At 55.1% G+C, this 22,148-nt stretch carries 20 protein-coding genes and 2 pseudogenes; 18 read left to right on the plus strand and 4 right to left on the minus strand.

Annotated elements, in window-relative coordinates; all coding sequences use genetic code 11:
* Window positions 1-413: 413 nt before the first annotated feature.
* Window positions 414-1,202 (minus strand): class I SAM-dependent methyltransferase, encoded by a 789-nt coding sequence (locus IAE27_RS26380; RefSeq protein WP_023320730.1) that lies wholly within the window; start codon window positions 1,200-1,202, stop codon window positions 414-416.
* A gap of 257 nt (window positions 1,203-1,459) precedes the next feature.
* Here IAE27_RS26380 and fecI point away from each other — a divergent pair, with 257 nt between their 5' ends.
* The 5 genes and pseudogenes from fecI to IAE27_RS26405 all read left to right on the plus strand — a co-directional run.
* Entirely contained in the window at window positions 1,460-1,981 is a 522-nt protein-coding gene (gene fecI / locus IAE27_RS26385; RefSeq protein ID WP_004101219.1) for a ferric citrate uptake sigma factor FecI, read from the plus strand.
* Window positions 1,978-2,925, plus strand: coding sequence for a ferric citrate uptake sigma factor regulator FecR (gene fecR, locus IAE27_RS26390; RefSeq protein ID WP_004101218.1), 948 nt, complete (start codon window positions 1,978-1,980; stop codon window positions 2,923-2,925). Before fecI ends, fecR begins: the two co-directional genes overlap by 4 nt.
* Before the next feature lie 97 nt (window positions 2,926-3,022).
* Window positions 3,023-5,353, plus strand: coding sequence for a TonB-dependent Fe(3+) dicitrate receptor FecA (gene fecA / locus IAE27_RS26395; RefSeq protein ID WP_200093078.1), 2,331 nt, complete (start codon window positions 3,023-3,025; stop codon window positions 5,351-5,353).
* 80 nt (window positions 5,354-5,433) lie between these two features.
* Window positions 5,434-5,742 (plus strand): annotated as a pseudogene (gene fecB, locus IAE27_RS26400) (Fe(3+)-dicitrate ABC transporter substrate-binding protein FecB); the annotation flags it as partial.
* Window positions 5,743-5,843: 101 nt separating this feature from the next.
* Window positions 5,844-6,158, plus strand: a pseudogene (locus tag IAE27_RS26405) (ferric citrate ABC transporter ATP-binding protein FecE); the annotation flags it as partial.
* A gap of 36 nt (window positions 6,159-6,194) precedes the next feature.
* Here IAE27_RS26405 and fraE read toward each other — a convergent pair.
* Complete coding sequence (fraE, locus tag IAE27_RS26410) at window positions 6,195-7,238, minus strand: fructose-asparagine asparaginase (RefSeq protein WP_004101212.1); 1,044 nt, start codon at window positions 7,236-7,238, stop codon at window positions 6,195-6,197.
* A gap of 278 nt (window positions 7,239-7,516) precedes the next feature.
* On the opposite strand from fraE, the gene IAE27_RS26415 reads away from it, so the two are divergent.
* The 3 genes from IAE27_RS26415 to IAE27_RS29725 all read left to right on the plus strand — a co-directional run bounded on the left by IAE27_RS26415 (window position 7,517) and on the right by IAE27_RS29725 (window position 11,104).
* Window positions 7,517-8,704 (plus strand): HD domain-containing phosphohydrolase, encoded by a 1,188-nt coding sequence (locus IAE27_RS26415; RefSeq protein ID WP_053064808.1) that lies wholly within the window; start codon window positions 7,517-7,519, stop codon window positions 8,702-8,704.
* Between the two features lie 80 nt (window positions 8,705-8,784).
* Window positions 8,785-10,569: a diguanylate cyclase gene (locus tag IAE27_RS26420; RefSeq protein WP_032742567.1), complete on the plus strand. Its 1,785-nt coding sequence runs from the start codon at window positions 8,785-8,787 to the stop codon at window positions 10,567-10,569.
* 316 nt (window positions 10,570-10,885) lie between these two features.
* Window positions 10,886-11,104: a hypothetical protein gene (locus IAE27_RS29725; RefSeq protein ID WP_016808465.1), complete on the plus strand. Its 219-nt coding sequence runs from the start codon at window positions 10,886-10,888 to the stop codon at window positions 11,102-11,104.
* A gap of 97 nt (window positions 11,105-11,201) precedes the next feature.
* Here the strand turns inward: IAE27_RS29725 and icd are convergent, their stop codons facing one another.
* Window positions 11,202-12,452, minus strand: a complete 1,251-nt coding sequence (gene icd / locus IAE27_RS26430) for an NADP-dependent isocitrate dehydrogenase (protein WP_004101197.1) — start codon at window positions 12,450-12,452, stop codon at window positions 11,202-11,204.
* Window positions 12,453-12,688: 236 nt separating this feature from the next.
* On the opposite strand from icd, the gene rluE reads away from it, so the two are divergent.
* The 7 genes from rluE to purB all read left to right on the plus strand — a co-directional run bounded on the left by rluE (window position 12,689) and on the right by purB (window position 18,066).
* Window positions 12,689-13,339 (plus strand): 23S rRNA pseudouridine(2457) synthase RluE, encoded by a 651-nt coding sequence (gene rluE / locus IAE27_RS26435; protein ID WP_070557282.1) that lies wholly within the window; start codon window positions 12,689-12,691, stop codon window positions 13,337-13,339.
* Window positions 13,340-13,377: 38 nt separating this feature from the next.
* A complete protein-coding gene (locus IAE27_RS29730) occupies window positions 13,378-13,926 on the plus strand; it encodes a hypothetical protein (protein ID WP_227685306.1) in 549 nt (182 codons plus the stop codon).
* Window positions 13,856-14,290: a hypothetical protein gene (locus IAE27_RS29735; protein ID WP_227685307.1), complete on the plus strand. Its 435-nt coding sequence runs from the start codon at window positions 13,856-13,858 to the stop codon at window positions 14,288-14,290. The genes IAE27_RS29730 and IAE27_RS29735 overlap by 71 nt, the downstream gene beginning before the upstream one ends.
* Window positions 14,291-14,369: 79 nt before the next feature.
* Window positions 14,370-14,846: an NUDIX hydrolase gene (locus IAE27_RS26445; protein WP_135800353.1), complete on the plus strand. Its 477-nt coding sequence runs from the start codon at window positions 14,370-14,372 to the stop codon at window positions 14,844-14,846.
* 38 nt (window positions 14,847-14,884) lie between these two features.
* Window positions 14,885-15,991 (plus strand): tRNA 2-thiouridine(34) synthase MnmA, encoded by a 1,107-nt coding sequence (mnmA, locus tag IAE27_RS26450; protein ID WP_032728076.1) that lies wholly within the window; start codon window positions 14,885-14,887, stop codon window positions 15,989-15,991.
* Between the two features lie 59 nt (window positions 15,992-16,050).
* Window positions 16,051-16,692 carry a high frequency lysogenization protein HflD gene (hflD, locus tag IAE27_RS26455; protein WP_004101185.1) on the plus strand — a complete coding sequence of 214 codons (642 nt, stop codon included), beginning with the start codon at window positions 16,051-16,053 and terminating at the stop codon, window positions 16,690-16,692.
* A gap of 3 nt (window positions 16,693-16,695) precedes the next feature.
* Entirely contained in the window at window positions 16,696-18,066 is a 1,371-nt protein-coding gene (gene purB, locus IAE27_RS26460) for an adenylosuccinate lyase (RefSeq protein WP_004101184.1), read from the plus strand.
* Window positions 18,067-18,115: 49 nt separating this feature from the next.
* Here purB and IAE27_RS26465 read toward each other — a convergent pair whose 3' ends face one another.
* Window positions 18,116-19,330, minus strand: a complete 1,215-nt coding sequence (locus IAE27_RS26465; protein ID WP_108703952.1) for an MFS transporter — start codon at window positions 19,328-19,330, stop codon at window positions 18,116-18,118.
* Window positions 19,331-19,431: 101 nt separating this feature from the next.
* Between IAE27_RS26465 and IAE27_RS26470 the strand changes: the two genes are divergently transcribed.
* The 3 genes from IAE27_RS26470 (at window position 19,432) to phoQ (ending at window position 22,100) form a co-directional block, all read left to right on the plus strand.
* Window positions 19,432-19,878 carry a winged helix-turn-helix transcriptional regulator gene (locus IAE27_RS26470; RefSeq protein ID WP_004101182.1) on the plus strand — a complete coding sequence of 149 codons (447 nt, stop codon included), beginning with the start codon at window positions 19,432-19,434 and terminating at the stop codon, window positions 19,876-19,878.
* 84 nt (window positions 19,879-19,962) lie between these two features.
* On the plus strand, window positions 19,963-20,637 hold the full coding sequence (gene phoP, locus IAE27_RS26475) for a two-component system response regulator PhoP (RefSeq protein WP_004101181.1): 675 nt from the start codon (window positions 19,963-19,965) through the stop codon (window positions 20,635-20,637).
* The gene (gene phoQ / locus IAE27_RS26480; RefSeq protein ID WP_004101180.1) at window positions 20,634-22,100 is read left to right on the plus strand and encodes a two-component system sensor histidine kinase PhoQ; all 1,467 of its coding nucleotides are present in this window, start codon (window positions 20,634-20,636) and stop codon (window positions 22,098-22,100) included. Before phoP ends, phoQ begins: the two co-directional genes overlap by 4 nt.
* Window positions 22,101-22,148 lie beyond the last annotated feature (48 nt).

The raw sequence follows: 22,148 nt of genomic DNA on the forward strand, positions 1-22,148 counted from the left end.
GTAAAAAACTACGCCAACAGAAAAAAACACATTACCCGCACACCTGTAACAAAATGTAAAACAAAAAATGAATAAATCATTACAAATATCCGCCACAAGAATGATTAACACGCTAATCATTCATCATAAGGCAGGCTGTTCTCGAAGCAGGAGAACGCTGCGCTCCCTGCAGGCAACGGCGGAGGCCGCGTCAGGACAGGGCTGCGCAGCAATGGTACCGGGATAATTTTGGTTTTCCGTTATCCCTTTAACCGCGTCAGCACTTACGCTACCCATTTATCTCTCTTAACGCTTTTTGATTTAACAGAAGAATATAAGAGAGCTTCCCGAAGCCAAAGTTGAAATAAGAATCACCTTATTTTACTTTCCTGACAATAATTAATAATTATCGACAATTATCCATTTCGCCACCGTTATTTCGGACTTTTTACCTGAATTGCTTTAACCGAGCAGCAGGCAATAAAGTTTAAATGCTTTTTATGACGTTGAAAAAAGCGCAGCATTGATAAAAATCTCGGACGATTCTCGCGCTTTAGCAAGCCATTGCAGACAATTTTTAGCGCCTGTATAAAACCTTCATCTTTCATTAACCCTCGCGGCGACATCAGCGACATCGGTCCATGATGAATGCTTACGGCATCAAAGCCGCTCCGTTGGAAAAGGGTCCGCCAGGCGGCAGCGCTCAGCGGGCTGACGTTGGATTTCACGACCCCCTGCAGCTGTCGCCGGGCGTCCTCTCCCAGCGTATCATGCGTATACATGATATCGTGCGTCAGCAAACGGCCACCGGGCTTGAGAACGCGAAAATATTCTGCCACCAGTTTTTCTTTGGCTTTATCCGCATACATGGTGAGCATCGCTTCATTTATCACCACATCAAACGTCTCGTCGGCAAATGGCAGCCGACCCGCATTCGCCTCCATCACTATCACCCGATGATCCACACCTTCGCGAACGATATTTTGCCGGGCTTTCGCCAGAGCGCCTTTATCCATATCGATGGCGTAAACGGTACAGTGAAAACGCTGCGCCAGCTCAATAGAGGTTGTCCCCATATTACAGGCCACCTCCAGGACTTTATTGTCGGCGCTAAACCCTGCCTGCTTAAATAGCCACTCAGTGGCCTCAATGCCGCCGGGACGTAAGCGGGTTTTCCCCAAACTTGCCAAAAAAGTATGTCCGGCTTTTTCGCTAGCGTTCATCTGACTCTCCTTACCTCATAAGATGCATTATAAATACAACATTAAAGTGAGAGAGGGAATAATGATAATGAATTTTATTTGCATTAAGGACGAGGTTAAAGAAAACGTGCTATGAGGAATAAAATATATTCAATGTTTAACAATTACTTATCGTTACTAAAGTTCTGTATGGCCCGTATTGCTGGCGCGACTTATTGAAATGATAACCATTCTCATATTAGCATGTGCCGTATTGATCAACTCTCCTGAACCTGGCTATGCCCTCTTCTTCCGCCATCGCCTCTCCGCTAACGCTTGCCTCGCTCTATAGCGATCATCATGGTTGGCTGAAAAAATGGCTTACCTGTAAGCTGCAATCCGCTTATGACGCCGACGACGTAGCGCAGGATACCTTTGTCCGAATTATGGCCAACGAGTCGCTGCTGACGATTCGCGATCCAAAATCCTTTCTCTGCACGATTGCTAAACGGGTGATGATCGACCTGTTCCGCCGTAACGCCCTGGAGCGTGCATGGTTAGACATGCTTTCGCAGCTTCCCCCAGAGCTCTCTCCCTCACCGGAGCTACGGCAGAGCCAGCTCGAACTGTTACAGCAGATTGATGCCATGTTGGACGGGCTTAACGCAAAAGTCCGGGAAGCGTTTTTGCTCTCGCAGCTTGAAGGGCTGACCTATGCCGAAATCGCCAGCCGCCTGGCGGTTTCCGTAAGCTCGGTTAAGAAATATATCGCGAAAGCCACCGAGCACTGTCTACTGTTTCGACTGGAGAATGGCCTGTGAAACCGACGCTGAGCGAATCTCGTCGTCAGGCGCTGCGCTCCGCCTCGCACTGGTACGCGGTGCTCAGCGATGGATGCGTGAGTCCGCAGCAGGAGGCCCGCTGGCAGCAGTGGTATGAGCAAAACAAAGAAAATCAGTGGGCCTGGCAGCAGGTAGAAAACCTGCGACAGCAGATGGGGCAACTGCCGGGCGGCCTGGCCAGCCGTGCCCTTAACGATAGCCGACTGGCGCGTCGCCACGTACTGAAGGGTCTGATGCTTTTGCTGGTCATCGGAGGCAGCTGGCGGCTCTGGGATTCCGAACTGGCGGAGGGCCTGGGCGCCGACTACCGTACGGCGAAAGAAATACCTCGCCAGCAGCAGCTTGCCGACGGTTCGCTCCTAACGCTGAATAGCGAAAGTGCCGCCGACGTCCGTTTTGACAGACGACAGCGCATGGTTCATTTACGCTACGGCGAAATCGCCATCAGGACCGCTCACGACAGCCTGCAGCGTCCTTTCCGCGTGCAAACGCGGGAAGGCACGCTCACCGCGCTCGGTACCGAATTCACCGTCCGTCAGTTTGCCGGCGGCACCCGGCTGGCGGTACAGCAGCATGCCGTGGAGGTGGTTTTACCATCCGGCAGCGTCCAAATCGTCAACGCCGGGGAAAGCCTGTGGTTTACCCGCAATCGCTTCTTCGCCCTGGTTAAGTTCAACGACGGCGAGGATAGCTGGATCAGAGGCGTGCTGACCTTCCGCGACGCCCCGCTAAGCGAGGTGGTCGAAACCCTCGCCCGCTATCGCTCCGGGGTGTTGCGCTGCGATCCCGCGGTGGCCGAATTACGCCTGAGCGGCACCTTTCCGCTGGAGGATCCTGACGCCATCCTGAAGGTTATTGCGCAAACGCTGCCGATTTCATTACGGTTTGTCACTCGCTACTGGGTGACGCTCGTTCCAGCCTGAGAAGAAAAATCGAAAAAATTCTCATTATCTATTGTCCCTTTTCCCGGCCCATTCGACTTATTAGATGAATATAACCATAAACGTTCGTGGAGAAGAGATGACGCCTTTTCGCGTTTTACGCACACCGATGCCTCTGGTAATAGCAATCCGTTTAACGCTGCTGCCGCTAGCAGGGCTGGCTGCCGCGCCGATATACGCCGCCGCGCAGTATGACATCGCCGCCGGGGGATTAGACAACGCCCTGAACCAATATGCCGCCCGCAGCGGTATCACGCTTTCCGCCGACGCCAGCCTGACGCGCGGCAAGCATAGCCCGGGCCTGCACGGCAGCTTCGAAACCGAAGAGGGGTTACGCAGGCTGCTGAACGGCAGCGGATTACGGCTAAAGCCGCTGGGCAAGAATGCCTGGACCCTGGAGCCCGCTCCTGACAGTTCAGACTCCACCCTCACCGTCGTCGGGGACTGGCTTGGCGACGCGCGCGAGAATGATGTCTTTGAACACGCCGGCGCCCGCGACGTTATCCGTCGGGAGGATTTCGCCAAAACCGGAGCCGCCACGATACGCGAAGTGCTGAACAGGATCCCCGGCGTCAACGCGCCGGAAAATACCGGTACAGGCAGTCACGATCTGGCAATGAACTTCGGTATTCGTGGCCTCAACCCGCGGCTTGCCAGCCGTTCCACGGTGCTGATGGACGGTATCCCGGTTCCCTTTGCCCCCTACGGCCAGCCGCAGCTTTCGCTGGCGCCGGTCTCGGTCGGCAATATGGACGCCATCGATGTCGTGCGCGGCGGCGGCGCGGTGCGCTACGGGCCGCAGAGCGTCGGCGGCGTGGTGAACTTCGTCACCCGCGCAATCCCCGAGGATTTTGGCATTCAGGGCGGCATGGAAGGGCAGCTCAGCCCCACCTCTTCACAAAACAACCCGAAAGAGACGCATAACCTCGCGATCGGCGGCACGGCGGACAACGGTTTCGGCTCCGCCCTGCTTTACTCAGGCACCCGGGGCAGCGACTGGCGCGAACACAGCGCCACGCGGATTGATGATGTGATGCTGAAAAGCAAATACGCGCCTAACGAAGTTCATACCTTTAAAAGCCTGCTGCAATACTATGACGGAGAAGCCGATATGCCCGGCGGCCTCTCCCGCGCCGACTACAACGCCGACCGCTGGCAGTCCACGCGTCCTTATGACCGTTTTTGGGGGCGCCGCCAGCTCGCCAGCCTCGGCTACCAGTACCAGCCGGATGCGCATCATAAATTTAATATTCAGGGGTTCTATACCCATACCCTGCGCAGCGGCTACCTGGAACAGGGTAAGCGCATTACACTCTCCCCGCGCGAATATTGGGTCCGCGGCATCGAACCGCGCTACAGCCAAAGCTTTATGATCGGCCCATCCGCCCACGAGGTCGGCGTCGGCTATCGCTACGTCAACGAATCGACCCACGAGATGCGTTACTACACCGCAACCACCAGCGGCGAGCTGCCCAGCACCGCCAGCCCCTACGATCGCGATACCCGTTCCGGTACCGAAGCCCACGCCTGGTATATCGACGATCGCGTGGATATTGGCAACTGGACGATTACGCCAGGAATGCGCTTTGAGCACATTGAGTCTTATCAGGACAATAATCTGCTGGGCACCCGCGAACGGGTCAGCTATAACGCTCCGCTCCCGGCGCTGAATGTTCTTTATCACCTCACCGACAGCTGGAATCTTTATGCCAACACAGAAGGCTCATTCGGCACCGTACAGTACAGCCAGATTGGCAAGGCTGTACAAAGCGGCAATGTGGAACCAGAAAAAGCGCGTACCTGGGAAGTCGGTACCCGCTATGACGACGGCGCGCTGACCGCCGAAATGGGGCTGTTCCTGATTAACTTCAACAATCAGTACGATTCCAACCAGACCAATGACACGGTTACCGCCCGCGGTAAAACGCGTCATAGCGGCCTGGAAGCGCAAACCCGTTACGCCCTCGGCGAACTCTCACCCGCGCTTGATAATCTCTCGGTCTACGCCAGCTATGCGTACGTTAATGCTGAAATCCGCGAGAAAGGCGACACCTACGGAAACCAGGTTCCCTTCTCGCCGAAGCACAAAGGCACCCTTGGCGTCGATTACAGCCCCGGCAGCTGGACGTTTAACCTTAACGGCGACTTCCAGTCCAGCCAGTTTGCCGATAACGCCAATACCGTTGCCGAAAGCGCCGATGGCAGCACCGGTCGTATTCCCGGCTATATGCTGTGGGGCGCCCGCGTGGCCTATGACTTTGGCCCACAAATGGCCAATCTCAACCTCGCGCTGGGGGTGAAAAACATCTTCGACCATGCGTATTACACCCGCTCATACGACGATAACAACAAAGGGCTTTACGTCGGTCAGCCGCGCACGCTGTACCTGCAAGGATCAATGAAGTTCTGATTGATCGAGCGTTGCCGGACAGCGCTATTCGCGCCCTGTCCGGCAAGCTGGAGGAAAATCATGTTTAGCCTTGTTCGTCAGTGCATTTTAGCCCGCTGTTTGCCGCCACCGTACAGGATGAGCGCGGTCGCTTTACGCTTGATAAAACGCCGCAGCGCATCGTGGTGCTTGAACTCTCCTTTGTTGACGCGCTGGCGGCGGTCGACGTTAGCCCAACAGGCATGGCCGATGACAACGATCCGTCGCGTATTCTTGCGGACGTACGCGCACGTCTGAAGCCCTGGCAGTCGGTGGGCACCCGTGCCCAGCCCTCGCTCGAGGCCATCCGCGCGCTGCATCCCGATCCGATCGTCGCCGATAGCAGACGCCATGCCGGAATCTACGCCGCCGAGCGTATTGCCAGCGACATGGTTAAAATCGTCCATCACCGGGCGGTAGATATCACGCCATGAAACCGTTCCGGCACGTTTTTTTTATCTGGGGATGGCCGCTGCTGGCACAGGATAACCCGCTGGTGCTACTTGATGAACCAACAACCTGGCTGGATATTAATCATCAGGTGGAGCTGTTGAAGCTGATGCGCGAGCTACAGACGATGGGCAAAACCGTGGTCACCGTACTGCACGATCTGAATCAGGCCAGCCGCTACTGCGACCATCTGGTGGTGCTTGAAGGGGGTCAGGTGCAGGCTCAGGGCCTGGCGGAAACGGTACTGACGCCGGAGATGCTGCGGGAGATTTTTCACCTGGAAGCGGAGATTTACCCAGAGCCGGTGTCCCGGCGCCCGATGCGCGTGGTGAAATAACTCGGGTAAGGCGTACTGCGCCCTACCCGACGTTAATCAGTAAGTGTGGAAATATTGCTGAATCACCTGCGGATTTTTCGTTTGCGTCAGCGCGGTCATCAGCAAAATGCGCGCTTTTGCCGGATTGAGAGAATCGGCCACCAGTCCCGGCTGGCCGCCATCTACCGGCACCACGCCGCTGCCGGTACGCGAGGCGCGAACCACCACGATGCCGGCTTTTTCCGCTTTTTCAATTCCTGCCGCACTGCGTACGGAGACCGACCCCGCGCCGGTACCTGCGTAAATAATCCCGTCAGCATGGTGAGCGATCGCCGCGTCATACATATATTCAGGGTCATCCTGGTAGCCATAAATAATGACTACTTTCGGCAGCGCGTTCAGGTTACGGACGTCGAAAACTGAACGCACGGTGTGAATTTTGTCCACGCGGGTTTCGAACTGCGGCTTACCGCTGACGATCACGCCGAGGTAGCCCTCTTCCGGCGCCCGGAAGGTATCCAGCGTCGTGGCGTTGGTTTTAGTGACAAAACGCGCTGCCCCGATGCGATCGTTAAGGACCACCATCACCCCACGGCCTTTCGCTTCCGGGTCAGCCGCCACGGTCACCGCTTCCAGCAGATTCATCGGGCCGTCGGCGCTGATGGCCGTTGCCGGGCGCATTGCCGCCGTGAAGACCACCGGCTTATTGCTTTTTACCGTCAGGTTGAGGAAATAAGGCGTCTCGTCGAGGGTATCGGTACCGTGGGTAATGACTACGCCGTCGACATCCTCGCGGGCCAGCAGTTCATTGACGCGTTTGGCCAGCTTGAGAATAATATCGCTGGTCATATTTTCGCTACCGATATTGGCAACCTGCTCACCGTCAACGCGGGCGACTTTACTCATTTCAGGTACGGCGTTAATCAGCGTCTGTACGCCAATCGCGCCGGCTTTATACCCGGTTGTCTGGGTGTTGCTGGCCGCCGAACCGGCAATGGTGCCTCCGGTTGCCAGGATCACAATATGCGGCAGACGCGTGTCGCTGAACGCGAAAGCACTTATCGACAGTAACGCAATGGTCAGTAATGCTCTAAAATTCATAATTACCCATCCCCAAATAGATTTTAATCAAATTCGCCCGGTGATAATGCAAAGGGCTTGCCAGGATTTAATGTATTTTGCCGGTCAAAAGTGGTTAACTATCGGACAAAAAAGGATTTTTATTTCGCCAGGAGCGCGACATTGGTGCACAGATGCGCTAAAAACGGGCATCATAAAATGCAAAATCAGAAACAACTCATGCAATCTGTTCTGTCTTGATGGCATCGCGAGTAACCAAATAAGCCATAACGACGCGGGTAACCCGAGAGAGAAAAACGATGCGTATCGCCTTAAAATCAGCATTGATGCTAACAACCCGCGTCATACAAATCATTAATCCTGAACTGCAGCTGCATATGCAGCGAACGGCGCTGATCGCACTGGAGCTGGCGCAGGCATCAGGGCTTTCGCGCCCGCAGCAGCAAACGGTCTTTTGCGCCGCGCTGCTGCACGATATTGGCGTTCTGGGTGACAAAAGGGCCTTCTCCTCGCTGAACGTTATCGATAATCTCAATGACCCCCATCAACATCGGGGAGCAGAAATGCTGGCCGGATTAACCACCCTGGCCCCAATCCTGCCGATTATTCGCGATCATCATTTTAGCCCGCACCACAGGGGCAGCCTCGAACAGCATATCGTCTATTTTGCCGATGTTTTTGAGCGCCTGCTGGCCGGTAATAAAGGCGGTTCGGCTTATCAACCCGATATTATTATTACGCAATTTCGTACGCTCTATCAGGCGATCGACCCGTCGCTGTGTCAGACCTTGTGCCAGCTCGCACAAAAAGAGCATTTCTGGCTGCATCTTAATCCTGGACATATTCAGCGAATGCTGGAAATTATCGGCCCAATTAACGATGTCTATATGGGTATTGATGGCCTGAAAGATATCTGTCTGTTAATCGCCAACATTGTCGATACCTACAGTAGCTTTACCGCCAGCCATAGCCTGAAGGTTGGACAAATTTCGCGCGCCCTTGCCGCCTGGATGAATCAGCCGGAGCTGGAGTGCCGGAAGATTGAAATTGCCGGCTATTTGCACGATATCGGTAAAGTCTACATACCGCTGGCCATCCTCGAGAAACAGGGCGAGCTCAATGATGAAGAGCTGCTGCAAGTTCGGGAACACAGCTATATGACCGGCGAAATTCTTAGCGCATTTAGCGAACTCGGCGATATTGTGAACTGGGCGGCCAATCATCACGAAAAACTGGATGGCAGCGGTTATCCTCTGCATCTGAGTGGCGATTACCTGCAGCTGGCAGATCGCATCATCGCCATCGCGGATATTTTCACCGCCCTTACCGAAGACCGCCCTTATCGCCCCGGCATGAGCCGTCAGCAAGCGTTACGGCTGATTGAGTGTGATGTGACAAACGGCGCGCTGGATAAAGACGTTTACCGCGTTTTACATCAGCATGCCGAAGCGCTGCACGCTATTATTACTCACACGCTGCCCTCTTAATTTGCCGGCTCTCTGCTGGTGAAGCCGGAGCGCAGCGACAAAAAATATAATTAATTCATCTGCACGCAAGGATATATCCGGTGAGAATCGCCACCATGACCAATTGGGCCTACGGGATCACCGTCGCCCTGACCCTCGCCTCAGGCATGGCAATGCTGATGGCCTCAAGTGCGGATAATGCTGAACGCCGCGCCGTCGAACAACGTCAGGTGTTCGACCAGTTGAGTGAAGAAGTCGAAAGCGGCGCCTGGGAGCTTTCCGATCTGGCGCGGCTCTATATCATCCAAAAAAATCAGGATGTGCTACGCGAATACCGGCAGCAGGCGCAGACCATTGCCGCCATTGAACACCGGCTGGTTAAACTCAAAGATAATGGCGCAACCGCTGAAGAACTGGCGCTGCTGCGGGAGGGTTTACAGATTGCCGATGAACTCCAGGATGAGCAGCAGGCGGCGCTGGCGCAGGTTGCCCGGGGGGAAGAAAAAGCGGCGGTAAGCCTGCTTTACGGCGCGGCCTACGAACAGGAGCTTGAGCGGGTACAAACTCAGCTTGACCACTTTCGCCTGCTGCTTGAAGGCCGGGTGAATAAAATCATCGCTCAGGCCACGGAGAAATCACGTATCTGGCGTACGCTCTCTGAAGTCATGGTTGGCCTCACCGCCCTGATGTTTCTGTTTGTGCTGGGATTTATCCTTAAGCGGCGGGTGCTCTATCCCGTTGTCCGTCTGAGCGATGTGGTGCAGCGGCTGGCATCGCAGGATTATGCGGTCGAGACGCCGCAGTTTACCCAGATAGATGAAATTGGCGATATGGCCCAGGCGATTCGTATCTTTCGCGAGAACGGGCTGGCGCGGCAGCGGCTGGAACAAGAGCGCGATGCCGACTGGGCCGTCCGCGAGCTGCTGGCGCGGATGACCCAGCGTCTGCAGGGCTGCGAATCATTCGAGGATGTGATCAAGGTGGCCGAGCGCTTTGCCCCCAGCATCGCCCCGCAGATCCCCGGCCGACTCTATATCCTCGACACCGATCCCTGGCAGATGCGCTGCGTTGCGCAGTGGCTTTCTCCGCCGCAGGAAACGGATGTATTTCATCCCGATAACTGCTGGGCCGTTCGGCGCGGGCTGAGTCATCCTCCGGTTAACGGTGAGCCGGATATCGCCTGTTACCACCTGACGGAACCACAGGCCAATCAGTCGCTATGCGTGCCGCTGATTGCGCAAGGAGAAGCGATTGGCCTGCTCTCCTTCAGCAACGTCACCGCCGCAACCGCGCCTTCCCGCGCCTATCTTGAACTGATGGCCGAAGCGCTGGGTCTGGCTCTGGCGAATCAGCGTTTACGCAACGCGCTGCTGGAAAAGGCGCTGTTCGATTCATTAACCGGCCTGCGCAATCGTCACCATCTGGATGATGCTCTGCATACTCAAATGAATCTGGCGGTTCGCAACGGTACGCCACTGAGCTGCCTGATGATCGATATCGATCACTTCAAGGCAATTAACGATAATTACGGCCACGAAGCGGGCGATCTGGTCATTAAAAACGTCGCCGCAATTATACAGCGTGCGGTGCGTGATATCGGGATGGCCTTCCGCTACGGAGGCGAAGAGTTCCTGGTGCTGCTGGGCGGAACCCATGAAGAGGCGGCAATGGCCTGCGCGACCGAGATCTATCACAGCGTTCAGCATCTGACTTTGCGCTATGGCCTTGCTGAGATTGGTCAGATCAACGTCTCCATCGGCATCGCCAGCTACCCGCAGCATACGCATAGCGACAGCCTGCTGCGCGCGGCAGACGCTGCGCTCTACCGGGCAAAAGAGTTGGGCCGGTCAAGAATTGTGAGCTTTGGGATGTTGAAGGCGGATTGAGTCGATATTCGCACCGTTATGTAAAAGGAGCCGTGCGCTCCTTTTGCCCAGTGCAATCATCAGGACAGCGTAGCAAACTTTGGCGCGCCGGATTTTCTATCCTCTTGAAAAGTAAGCCGCTTGATCCAGGGCAAAGTCATAACTCCGTCATTGAGTAAAATTCATCGCCTGATTTGAACAAGGCTATGTCGTTTTCATGCTTTTAAGGTTTACGCTGTTCTACCTACTTTTTATCCCCTTGCAGACTTTTGCGCTTAATTACTCTTCAACCTTTTTAAGGCTCAATTGCCCGCAGAGAGGCCTCGTGGAGGTCATTTTGCATGTTTACGATCATACTCAGGAAAAATGGCAGAATAATTTTGAGACCGGCGCAGGGCACAAACGCTCAGGCGATATGGAACTGATCCCCTTTGCCAACGGGGATATTCTCTTCCACTCGGTGTCTACAGATGCATTTAGCTATCTTTACAGCGGCGAAGAGAAGCTTTACCGCTGTTTAAAATTGGATGAAAGACCGCTATACCCTTCCTTTTAACCCTGCGTAAGCGACGCGATCCAACCCGGGACGTTGTCCGCAGAGTAAAAAAAACGGGAACCCATCGGCTCCCGTTTTGTTTAACCCAGAGACTGGATTACATGTTCGCGATGATTGCGTCGCCAAACTCTGAACATTTCAGCAGCTTAGCGCCTTCCATCAGACGTTCAAAGTCATAGGTCACGGTCTTGGCGGCGATTGCGCCTTCGGTGCCTTTAACAATCAGGTCTGCGGCTTCGAACCACTGCATGTGACGCAGCATCATTTCGGCGGACAGGATGATGGAACCTGGGTTCACTTTATCCTGGCCGGCATATTTCGGCGCAGTACCGTGGGTCGCTTCAAACAGCGCGCACTCGTCACCGATGTTTGCACCCGGGGCAATACCGATACCGCCAACCTGCGCCGCCAGGGCGTCAGAAATATAGTCACCGTTCAGGTTCATACAGGCGATGACATCGTACTCCGCCGGACGCAGCAGGATCTGCTGCAGGAAGGCGTCGGCGATAACGTCTTTAACGACAATCTCTTTCCCGGTGTTCGGGTTTTTGATCTTCATCCACGGGCCGCCGTCAATCAGCTCACCGCCGAACTCTTCGCGTGCCAGCTGGTAGCCCCAGTCTTTAAACGCGCCTTCGGTGAATTTCATGATGTTGCCTTTGTGCACCAGGGTCAGAGAATCGCGATCGTTGGTGATAGCGTATTCGATGGCGGCGCGAACCAGGCGTTTGGTGCCTTCTTCAGAGCACGGCTTGATGCCGATGCCGCAATGTTCCGGGAAGCGAATTTTCTTCACGCCCATTTCATCACGCAGGAATTTGATGACTTTATCCGCTTCAGCAGAGTCTGCTTTCCACTCGATACCGGCGTAGATGTCTTCGGAGTTTTCGCGGAAGATAACCATATCGGTCAGTTCAGGATGCTTAACCGGGCTCGGTGTACCCTGGTAGTAACGAACCGGACGCAGGCAAACGTAGAGGTCCAGTTCCTGACGCAGGGCAACGTTCAGAGAACGAATGCCGCCGCCGACTGGCGTAGTCAGAGGGCCTTTGATAGCAACACGATATTCACGAATCAGATCAAGAGTTTCGGCAGGCAGCCAGACATCCTGGCCATAAACCTGGGTCGATTTTTCACCGGTGTAAACTTCCATCCAGGAAATTTTACGCTCGCCCTTATAGGCTTTCTCAACGGCAGCATCAACCACTTTCAGCATCGCCGGAGTGACGTCAACGCCGATACCATCGCCTTCGATGAACGGGATAATCGGGTTATTAGGGACGTTCAGCTTGCCGTTTTGCAGGGTGATTTTTTGACCTTCCGCCGGAACTACTACTTTGCTTTCCATTAACCTCTCCTTCGAGCGCTTCTGGTTCTGCTCTTCCCTCTTCACGCTAGCCGGGCGTTGGCTTTATTCGCCCACTCCCGTCAGTGGAATATCCCGCTAACCGGAGATTTCGCGTCCGTGTCGCCTTCCTGTAATGCGAATCGGTTTGAGCAACCTTTTTGTTAATAAGTTGTAATGAGCATGTCAATACTACCTGAATGTTTGCGTCCATGAAAGGCATTCGTAATTAGGCTATAATGCGGCAATTGACAGAGTCTGAAAATACCATGCAAAAAACTTCATTTAGAAAACATCGCGTTGAGCGATTCAGCACGCAACAAGTCACCAGACAACGTAAAGAACGCCAGCCAAAAACTGTGATCTTGTTCAATAAACCATACGATGTATTGCCGCAATTTACCGATGAAGCCGGGCGCAGCACGCTAAAAGATTTTATTCCGGTTGCCGGCGTCTATGCCGCCGGTCGACTGGACCGCGATAGCGAAGGCCTGCTGGTGCTGACCAACGACGGCGCGCTGCAGGCGGCTCTCACCCAACCGGGTAAGCGCACCGGTAAAGTTTATTACGTTCAGGTGGAAGGTGAACCCACGGCGGATGCGCTGACCGCGCTCCGCGACGGCGTCACGCTTAATGACGGCCCCACTCTGCCAGCGGGAGTGGAGCGTGTAGCGGAGCCAGAGTGGCTCTGGCCGCGTCATCCCCCCATCCGCGAGCGTAAATCCATTCCTACCAGCTGGCTTAAAATTACCCTCTATGAAGGGCGCAATCGCCAGGTGCGGCGGATGACCGCCCACGTCGGCTTTCCCACGCTGCGCCTGATTCGCTATGCGATGGGAGGCTATACGCTGGATGGTCTGGCCAACGGCGAATGGCGGAAGGCTGAATAACTAAATTAACTTTTTACTGCCGTTTCAGGGAAGAAAATATGCGCTTACGCTTTATTTGCGCGCTGAGCCTGTGCTGCATCTCATCATTCAGCTGTGCAGAAGAGCGCTGTGAGGTGCTTGCTGGCATCGCTGCTGGTGAGGCTGCTTACATCTATAATACAGCGCGGGTAAAAACTAAGGGTCGGCTGCATTTCTATTCCGCACCAGCCGCCAAATGCCAGCTTCCAGCCTTTTTGATTACCGGGGATAACGTCGAAGTGCTTCGCAGCATGGCGTCGGGTGGCTCTCTTAGCGATCGGTATCAATACATACGTTTTCGCGATTCGAATGGGCAATTTGCCGTTGGCTGGGTGAACGCTGCCGGGCTGGCAATACAGAAGAATCCCCTACCCGTTAGCAAAGAATGTCAGCAATGGGCGAACCAGGCGATGCCGCAGCGCGTAAGCGAGGCGCCTGCCCTGCATAATCACTATCAGGTTCAAGGATCCGGACGGGCCTGGTTCTACACAATGCCTGATGAACAATGCCGCAGCCGTACCTTTTTTTTTATTACCCGGGGATACCGTTTCCGCTCAGGAGCAATCTAAAGATGGTTATATTGAGGCCGTTTATTACACCGCCGATCGCCATATCGTGCGTGGCTGGCTGAAAAAAACACGGCTTATCCCTTCAAAGCACGGCGATAGCTATCGCGAGGATATCAATCCGCTATCAACGGACAAAGCATCGCGGCTGGTAACCCTTAATTTACGTCACGACTATAGCTGTATATTTTATGAAAGCTGGGACGCGGAAAAAGAGATACAAATGATGGTGCGTGAAGATCATCAATCTCCGCGTTGTCGCGGTGCAGGCGACCCGGAAACATCACCCGTCATCGCTTACATCAGCGTTAATAAACTCAGCGGCGTTATTCGCTGGCCGGATGTCGCAGAAGGATTTGAACCATAATAAAGTGGAACGAAGAGCATATCGAAATTCATCGCCTGATTTCATACATGCAAGATCGGCACTTATCAAAGGATGCACTATGTTTAAGCCGCACGTCACCGTCGCCTGCGTGGTTCACGCTAAAGGCAAATTCCTGGTTGTTGAAGAGACGATCAAAGGTAAAGCGTTATGGAACCAGCCGGCAGGCCATCTCGAAGCCGATGAAACCCTGGTTCAGGCCGCAGAACGCGAGCTTTGGGAAGAGACCGGCATTCGCGCGACGCCGCAGCACTTTCTCCGCCTGCATCAGTGGATAGCCCCGGATCGCACGCCATTTTTGCGTTTCCTCTTTACCATCGAGCTTAACGATACGTGCGCCACCGAGCCCCACGATAGCGATATCGACCGCTGCCTGTGGCTCAGCGCTGAGGAAATTCTTAGCGCGAGCAACCTGCGTTCGCAGCTGGTTGCCGAGAGCATTCGCAGCTATCAGCAGGATCCGCGCTTCCCGCTGGCGCTCATCGGCGAATTTAACTGGCCGTTTACAGGGGGTGCCTCAACGGAGGACGCGTGCTAGAATACGCCGCCTCGAAGTTCAATGTAGTGAGTAATCCAATGTCAGAAAGCCAGAAAAAAGTGATCGTCGGCATGTCCGGCGGGGTTGATTCCTCAGTTTCCGCCTACCTGCTGCTCCAGCAAGGGTATAAGGTGGAAGGCCTGTTCATGAAGAACTGGGAAGAAGACGACGGCGAGGAATACTGCACCGCAGCGGCGGATCTTGCCGACGCGCAGGCCGTTTGCGATAAGCTCGGGATTGAACTTCACACCGTCAACTTTGCCGCAGAATACTGGGACAACGTGTTTGAATTGTTCCTTGCAGAGTATAAAGCCGGACGCACGCCCAACCCGGATATTCTGTGCAATAAAGAAATTAAATTTAAAGCCTTCCTCGAATTTGCCGCAGAAGATCTCGGCGCTGATTACATCGCCACCGGCCACTACGTGCGCCGGGCCGACGTCAACGGCAAGAGCCAGCTGCTGCGCGGCCTCGACGGTAATAAAGACCAGAGCTACTTCCTCTATACCTTGAGCCACGAACAGATCGCGCAAAGCCTGTTCCCGGTGGGGGAGCTGGAAAAGCCGCAGGTGCGTAAAATCGCCGAAGAGCTGGATCTCATCACCGCGAAGAAAAAAGACTCGACCGGTATCTGTTTCATCGGCGAACGCAAATTCCGCGAATTCCTGGGCCGCTACCTGCCTGCTCAGCCGGGTAAAATTATCAGCGTTGACGGCGACGAAGTTGGCGAGCATCAGGGTCTGATGTACCACACGCTGGGGCAGCGTAAAGGTCTGGGCATCGGCGGTATCAAAGACGGCGGCGAAGACCCGTGGTATGTGGTCGACAAAGATGTCGAAAACAATATTTTGATTGTCGCTCAGGGCCATGACCATCCGCGCCTGATGTCCGTGGGGTTGATTGCTCAACAGCTGCACTGGGTTGACCGCGAGCCGCTCACGGGCACGCTGCGCTGCACGGTAAAAACCCGTTACCGTCAGACCGACATCTCCTGCACCGTGAAAGCGCTGGATGATGACCGCATTGAAGTGATCTTTGATGAGCCTGTAGCCGCCGTCACGCCGGGCCAGTCTGCGGTCTTCTACAACGGCGAAGTATGCCTCGGCGGCGGGATTATCGAACAGCGCTTGCCGCTGCAGGCCTGACAGACATATCAGCCGCTGAAGGCCCCAGCCGGGTATTTGGCGGTTTACAAGGAGAATGTGTGGCGAAGAATTATTATGACATTACGCTGGCGCTGGCCGGCGTTTGCCAGGCCGCGCGTCTGGTTCAGGAACTGGCGCACCAGGGGCACTGCGATAGCGACGCCCTGCATGTGTCGCTGAACAGCATCATCGATCTCGACCCGGAGTCTACGCTGGCGGTGTTCGGTGGTAGTGAAGCCAATCTTCGCCTCGGGCTGGAAACCCTCATCGGCGTGCTGAATACCAGCAGTCGCCAGGGGCTGAACGCCGAACTCACCCGCTATACTTTAAGCCTGATGGTGCTGGAACGTAAGCTTGCCGCCAGCAAAGGAGCCATGGATACCCTCGGCAACCGTATCGGCGGTCTGCGCCGTCAGCTTGAACATTTCGATCTGCAATCCGAGACGCTGCTTAGCGCAATGGCGGGCATCTATGTGGATGTTATTAGCCCGCTGGGCCCGCGTATTCAGGTCACCGGCTCTCCAGCCGTGCTGCAAAGCCCTCAGGTTCAGGCAAAGGTTCGCTCTGCCCTGCTGGCGGGTATTCGCTCTGCGGTGCTCTGGCACCAGGTCGGCGGCGGCCGTCTGCAGCTAATGTTTTCTCGTAATCGTCTGGTTAACCAGGCCAAACAAATTCTTGCTCATTTAACCCCGGAGTTGTGATCTATGGAATTATCCTCACTGACCGCCGTTTCCCCAGTCGACGGCCGCTACGGCGACAAAGTCAGCGCGCTGCGCGGTATCTTCAGCGAATTCGGTTTGCTGAAATTCCGCGTTCAGGTAGAAGTGCGTTGGTTGCAAAAACTGGCCGCGCACGCAGCGATCAAGGAAGTTCCTGCTTTTGCTGCCCACGCAAACGGTTACCTTGATAAAATCGTCGCCGATTTTAGCGTAGAAGATGCAGAGCGCATCAAAACTATCGAGCGCACCACCAACCACGACGTCAAAGCGGTTGAGTATTTCCTCAAGGAAAAAGTCGCCGACGTGGCTGAACTGCACGCGGTCTCCGAGTTTATCCACTTTGCCTGCACCTCCGAGGACATCAACAATCTGTCCCACGCGCTGATGCTGAAAACCGCTCGCGACGAAGTGATCCTGCCATACTGGCGCAAGCTCATCGACGCGGTGAAAGAGCTGGCGGTACAGTATCGCGATATCCCACTGCTTTCCCGTACTCACGGTCAGCCGGCTACGCCGTCCACCATGGGTAAAGAGATGGCCAACGTCGCTTACCGTATGGAGCGTCAGTATCGTCAGCTGAACCAGATCGAAATCCTTGGCAAAATCAACGGCGCGGTAGGTAACTATAACGCCCATATCGCTGCCTATCCGGAAGTTGACTGGCATCAGTTTAGCGAAGAGTTCGTGACTTCTCTGGGCATCCAGTGGAACCCGTACACCACCCAGATTGAGCCGCACGACTATATCGCCGAGCTGTTCGACTGCGTCGCCCGCTTCAATACCATCCTGATTGATTTCGACCGTGACGTGTGGGGCTACATCGCGCTCAACCATTTCAAGCAGAAAACCATTGCTGGCGAAATCGGCTCCTCAACCATGCCGCATAAAGTCAACCCGATCGACTTCGAGAACTCCGAAGGCAACCTCGGTCTGGCCAACGCGGTTATGCAGCATCTGGCAAGTAAACTGCCGGTTTCCCGCTGGCAGCGTGATCTGACCGACTCCACCGTGCTGCGCAACCTCGGCGTGGGCATCGGCTACGCGCTGATCGCCTATCAGTCAACCCTGAAAGGCGTGAGCAAGCTGGAGCTGAATCAAGACCGTCTGCTGGATGAGCTGGACCACAACTGGGAAGTTCTGGCCGAGCCGATCCAGACCGTCATGCGTCGCTACGGCATCGAGAAGCCGTACGAGAAGCTGAAAGAGCTGACCCGCGGCAAGCGCGTCGATGCCGAAGGCATGCAGCAGTTTATTGACAGCCTGGCGCTGCCGGAAGATGAAAAAGTTCGCCTCAAAGCCATGACCCCGGCTAACTACATCGGCCGCGCGACCACGATGGTTGACGAACTGAAGTAAGCCTTTCGACCCTCTTTCCGCCGGGAAAGAGGGTTATTTTTCCTCCCTCTCATCTGCTCGTCGTCATCCCCCGGGTTATTAACCAGAATAGCAGCGCCAGCAGGCTAACTGATGCTCCCAGCAGGCAGACGCCTTGCCATCCTGCGCTGGCATATACCGCAGTCGTACTTATCGCTCCCAGCGCGCTGCCGAGAGCATAAAACAGCATATACAAACCGACCAGTCTGCTGTGCGCCTCAGGACGGCTACGGAAAATCATGCTCTGATTAGTGACGTGCAGCGCCTGGCCGCCGAGATCCAGCATGACAATGCCAATCAGCAGCGCCGCTGGCGACCATGTCATCAGTGATAAAGGCCACCACGCCATCAGCAATATCACCAGGGCCGCGGCGCTGGTGCGCTGGGCATATCCGCGGTCGGCCCATTGACCAGCGCGACCTGCCGCCAGGGCGCCGATCGCGCCCACCAGGCCCAGGGCGCCAATCTCGGTATGAGAAAAGCTAAAGGGTGGCGCGCTTAACGGCAAAACTAACGCGCTCCAGAAGATATTGAACGCGGCAAACATCAGTAATGCCAGCATGCCTCGCACCTGCAGGTTTTTCTCCTGACGCAGCAGCGCCAGCATGGATATCAGAAGCTGAGGATAGCTCAGTGGGCGCGATGCAACCGCCAGTACCGGCAGACGACGCCACAGGGGAAGCGCGATGCCTAACATCAGCAAAGCGGCAAAGATATATACCCCACGCCAGCCGAATAGATCGCTGATGCTTCCCGAAAATACCCGCGCCAGCAGCAATCCAATAAAGACCCCGCTTTGCGCTGCGCCCACTACCCTGCCCTGTTCAGAGGGGGCGGCCGCGCTTGCGGCATAAGCAATCAACCCCTGCGTCATGGCGGTACCCAGCAGACCAACGGCAAGCATGCTGGCTATCAGCATTACTGTCGATGTTGCCAGACTGACGGCAAATAGCGCAGCGATCAGTAATATCACCTGCGTCGCCATCAGTCGGCGGCGATTCAGCCTGTCTCCCAGCGGTACCAGCAATAACAAAGCCAGCGCGCAGCCAAGCTGAGTTGCCGCGATCGCGCCACCGATCGCGGCGTGGCCGATCGCAAAATCGCGCGCCAGGGCATCAAGGAGCGGTTGTGCGTAATAAACATTTGCCACGCTCAGGCCGCTGGCGATAGCAAACAGCAGCACCAGACTACGCGGCATGACCGTTGGCGGCCCCTCTGGCGATGGCGATAATAATGTCGCTTTCATCCTTCCCCCCTGGAGCATTCTGGTTTCAAAACAAAACTCATTGCAGTCTGGAGCATGAAGTTTTAAAATGCAACTAGTTTGCCACTTCCTCAGGAGCGCCTGTGTCCTCATCAGAAAACAGGGAAAACACAACCTGCCCCGTCGCCCGAAGTGTGGATATTATCGGCGACCGCTGGTCGCTGTTGATTGTGCGCGATGCCTTTGATGGCATGAGTCGCTTCAGCGATTTCCAGCGAAGCCTTGGTATAGCGCGTAATATTCTCTCCGACCGTCTGCACAAATTGCTAAACTCGGGTATTCTCACTACCCAATCCGCCTCAGACGGCACGGCCTATCAGGAATACGTACTGACGGAAAAAGGCCAGCGCTTGTTCCCTGTCGTCGTTGCGCTACGCCAGTGGGGAGAGCAGCATCTCTTTGCCGATGGCGAACGCCACTCGGTACTGATCGATAAACGTACGCAGCGCCCGGTTCCCGTGATGACGCCGATGGCCGAGGACGGATTACCGTTGAATTTTCATGAGGCTAAGGTACAAAAAATTAAATAAAATTCTTTATTTAACAGCTGTTTATATTAAAGGTGTATAATTAGCGCTAAACTATTCAAATCATAAATAAAATGGAGAACGGGCATGCGCGTACTCGTGGTTGAGGATAACGCTCTGCTGCGCCATCACCTGAAAGTTCAGCTACAGGAGCTTGGCCATCAGGTAGATGCGGCGGAAGACGCAAAGGAAGCGGATTACTATCTGGGTGAACACGTTCCGGACATCGCCATTGTCGATCTTGGCCTGCCGGATGAAGACGGCCTCTCGCTGATTCGCCGCTGGCGCAGCCACGACGTATCGGTACCGGTTCTGGTCCTCACCGCGCGCGAAGGCTGGCAAGATAAAGTCGAGGTTCTGAGCGCCGGAGCGGATGACTACGTCACCAAGCCGTTTCACATCGAAGAGGTCGCCGCGCGTATGCAGGCGCTTCTGCGGCGCAACAGCGGCCTCGCATCGCAGGTGATCTCAATACCGCCATTCCAGGTAGATTTATCGCGTCGCGAGCTGTCGGTTAATGACCAGCCCATCAAGCTGACGGCGTTTGAATACACCATTATGGAAACCCTGATCCGTAACCGGGGCAAAGTAGTCAGCAAAGATTCATTGATGCTGCAGCTCTATCCCGACGCCGAGCTGCGCGAAAGCCATACTATCGATGTGCTGATGGGACGATTGCGTAAAAAAATCCAGGCTGAGTATCCGCAGGATGTGATTACCACCGTGCGCGGCCAGGGCTATCTGTTCGAACTGCGCGGATGAAAGGGCTGTTGCGGCATATTTTACCGCTATCGTTACGCGTCCGCTTTCTGCTGGCGACGGCCGCCGTGGTGCTGATCCTGTCGCTGTCTTATGGCATGGTCGCGCTGGTCGGCTATAGCGTAAGCTTTGATAAAACCACCTTCCGCCTGCTGCGCGGCGAGAGCAACCTGTTCTATATGCTGGCGAAGTGGGAAAACAACGCCATCGACGTTGATATTCCCGACAACCTCAATATGCAAAGTCCGACGGTGACGCTGATTTACGACGCTCACGGTCGGTTATTATGGGCGCAGCGCGATGTTCCCTGGCTGGTGAAGCGTATCCAACCGGAATGGCTCAAAAACAACGGCTTTCATGAAATTGAGGCCGACGTGGACAGCAGCAGCATGCTGCAGCACAACAATCATGAGATCCAACAGCAGCTGAATGCCATTCGGGAAGAGGACGACAGCTCCGAAATGACCCACTCGGTGGCGATCAATATCTATCCGGCCACCAGCACCATGCCGCAGCTCAGCATCGTGGTTGTCGACACCATACCGGTGGAGCTCAAGCGCTCGTACATGGTATGGAGCTGGTTTATCTACGTACTGGCGGCCAACCTGCTGCTGGTGATCCCGTTATTATGGGTGGCGGCATGGTGGAGCTTGCGCCCTATTGAATCGCTGGCCAAAGAGGTGCGCGAACTGGAGGAGCATCACCGTGAACTGCTCAATCCCAACACCACCCGGGAGCTTACGCGGCTGGTCAGCAATCTCAACCGCTTGCTGAAAAGCGAACGCGAGCGTTATGACAAATACCGCACTACCCTGACCGACCTGACCCATAGCCTGAAAACGCCTCTCGCAGTGATGCAGAGCACCTTACGCTCCATGCGCGGCGAGAAGCTCAGCGTCAACGAAGCAGAGCCGGTAATGCTGGAGCAGATTAGCCGTATCTCGCAGCAGATCGGCTACTACCTGCACCGTGCCAGCATGCGCAGCGGCGGGTCGCTGCTGAGTCGCGAGCTGCATCCCATCGCTCCGCTGCTCGATAGCCTGACCTCGGCGCTGAATAAAGTTTACCAGCGCAAAGGCGTGAATATTAGCCTGGATATTTCGCCGGAAATCAGTTTTGTCGGCGAAAAGAATGATTTTATGGAAGTGATGGGCAACGTGCTTGATAACGCCTGCAAATACTGTCTGGAGTTTGTCGAAGTCTCCGTCCGTCAGACCAACGACAACCATTTACACATCCTCGTAGAGGATGATGGTCCCGGGATCCCCCACACGATGCGCAGCGCGGTATTCGATCGCGGCCAGCGCGCCGACACGCTGCGTCCCGGCCAGGGCGTGGGGCTCTCCGTCGCGCGCGATATCGTTGCCCAGTACGATGGTCGAATTCTCGCCGAAGAGAGCCTGCTCGGCGGCGCCTGCATGGAAGTTATTTTTGGCCGCCAGGCCCTGGAAGATAAAGAGAGCTAAAACAGTCGGTTTTTTAACGGCGCCTGCATCATGCTGGTGCCGCATCCG

Origin of the sequence: Klebsiella sp. S69 (assembly GCF_016516145.1) — a bacterium.
In the GTDB taxonomy this organism is placed as follows: Bacteria; Pseudomonadota; Gammaproteobacteria; order Enterobacterales; family Enterobacteriaceae; genus Klebsiella; species Klebsiella oxytoca.

Excerpts from the sequence above, each read along its gene's own strand:
- IAE27_RS26380 (WP_023320730.1), bottom strand. The coding sequence starts at position 1,202 with ATGAACGCTAGCGAAAAAGCCGGACATACTTTTTTGGCAAGTTTGGGG.
- fecI (WP_004101219.1), top strand. The coding sequence starts at position 1,460 with ATGCCCTCTTCTTCCGCCATCGCCTCTCCGCTAACGCTTGCCTCGCTC.
- fecA (WP_200093078.1), top strand. The coding sequence starts at position 3,023 with ATGACGCCTTTTCGCGTTTTACGCACACCGATGCCTCTGGTAATAGCA.
- fraE (WP_004101212.1), bottom strand. The coding sequence starts at position 7,238 with ATGAATTTTAGAGCATTACTGACCATTGCGTTACTGTCGATAAGTGCT.
- IAE27_RS26415 (WP_053064808.1), top strand. The coding sequence starts at position 7,517 with ATGCGTATCGCCTTAAAATCAGCATTGATGCTAACAACCCGCGTCATA.
- icd (WP_004101197.1), bottom strand. The coding sequence starts at position 12,452 with ATGGAAAGCAAAGTAGTAGTTCCGGCGGAAGGTCAAAAAATCACCCTG.
- rluE (WP_070557282.1), top strand. The coding sequence starts at position 12,689 with ATGCGGCAATTGACAGAGTCTGAAAATACCATGCAAAAAACTTCATTT.
- IAE27_RS29730 (WP_227685306.1), top strand. The coding sequence starts at position 13,378 with ATGCGCTTACGCTTTATTTGCGCGCTGAGCCTGTGCTGCATCTCATCA.
- IAE27_RS29735 (WP_227685307.1), top strand. The coding sequence starts at position 13,856 with ATGAACAATGCCGCAGCCGTACCTTTTTTTTTATTACCCGGGGATACC.
- IAE27_RS26445 (WP_135800353.1), top strand. The coding sequence starts at position 14,370 with ATGTTTAAGCCGCACGTCACCGTCGCCTGCGTGGTTCACGCTAAAGGC.
- mnmA (WP_032728076.1), top strand. The coding sequence starts at position 14,885 with ATGTCAGAAAGCCAGAAAAAAGTGATCGTCGGCATGTCCGGCGGGGTT.
- purB (WP_004101184.1), top strand. The coding sequence starts at position 16,696 with ATGGAATTATCCTCACTGACCGCCGTTTCCCCAGTCGACGGCCGCTAC.
- IAE27_RS26465 (WP_108703952.1), bottom strand. The coding sequence starts at position 19,330 with ATGAAAGCGACATTATTATCGCCATCGCCAGAGGGGCCGCCAACGGTC.
- phoP (WP_004101181.1), top strand. The coding sequence starts at position 19,963 with ATGCGCGTACTCGTGGTTGAGGATAACGCTCTGCTGCGCCATCACCTG.
- phoQ (WP_004101180.1), top strand. The coding sequence starts at position 20,634 with ATGAAAGGGCTGTTGCGGCATATTTTACCGCTATCGTTACGCGTCCGC.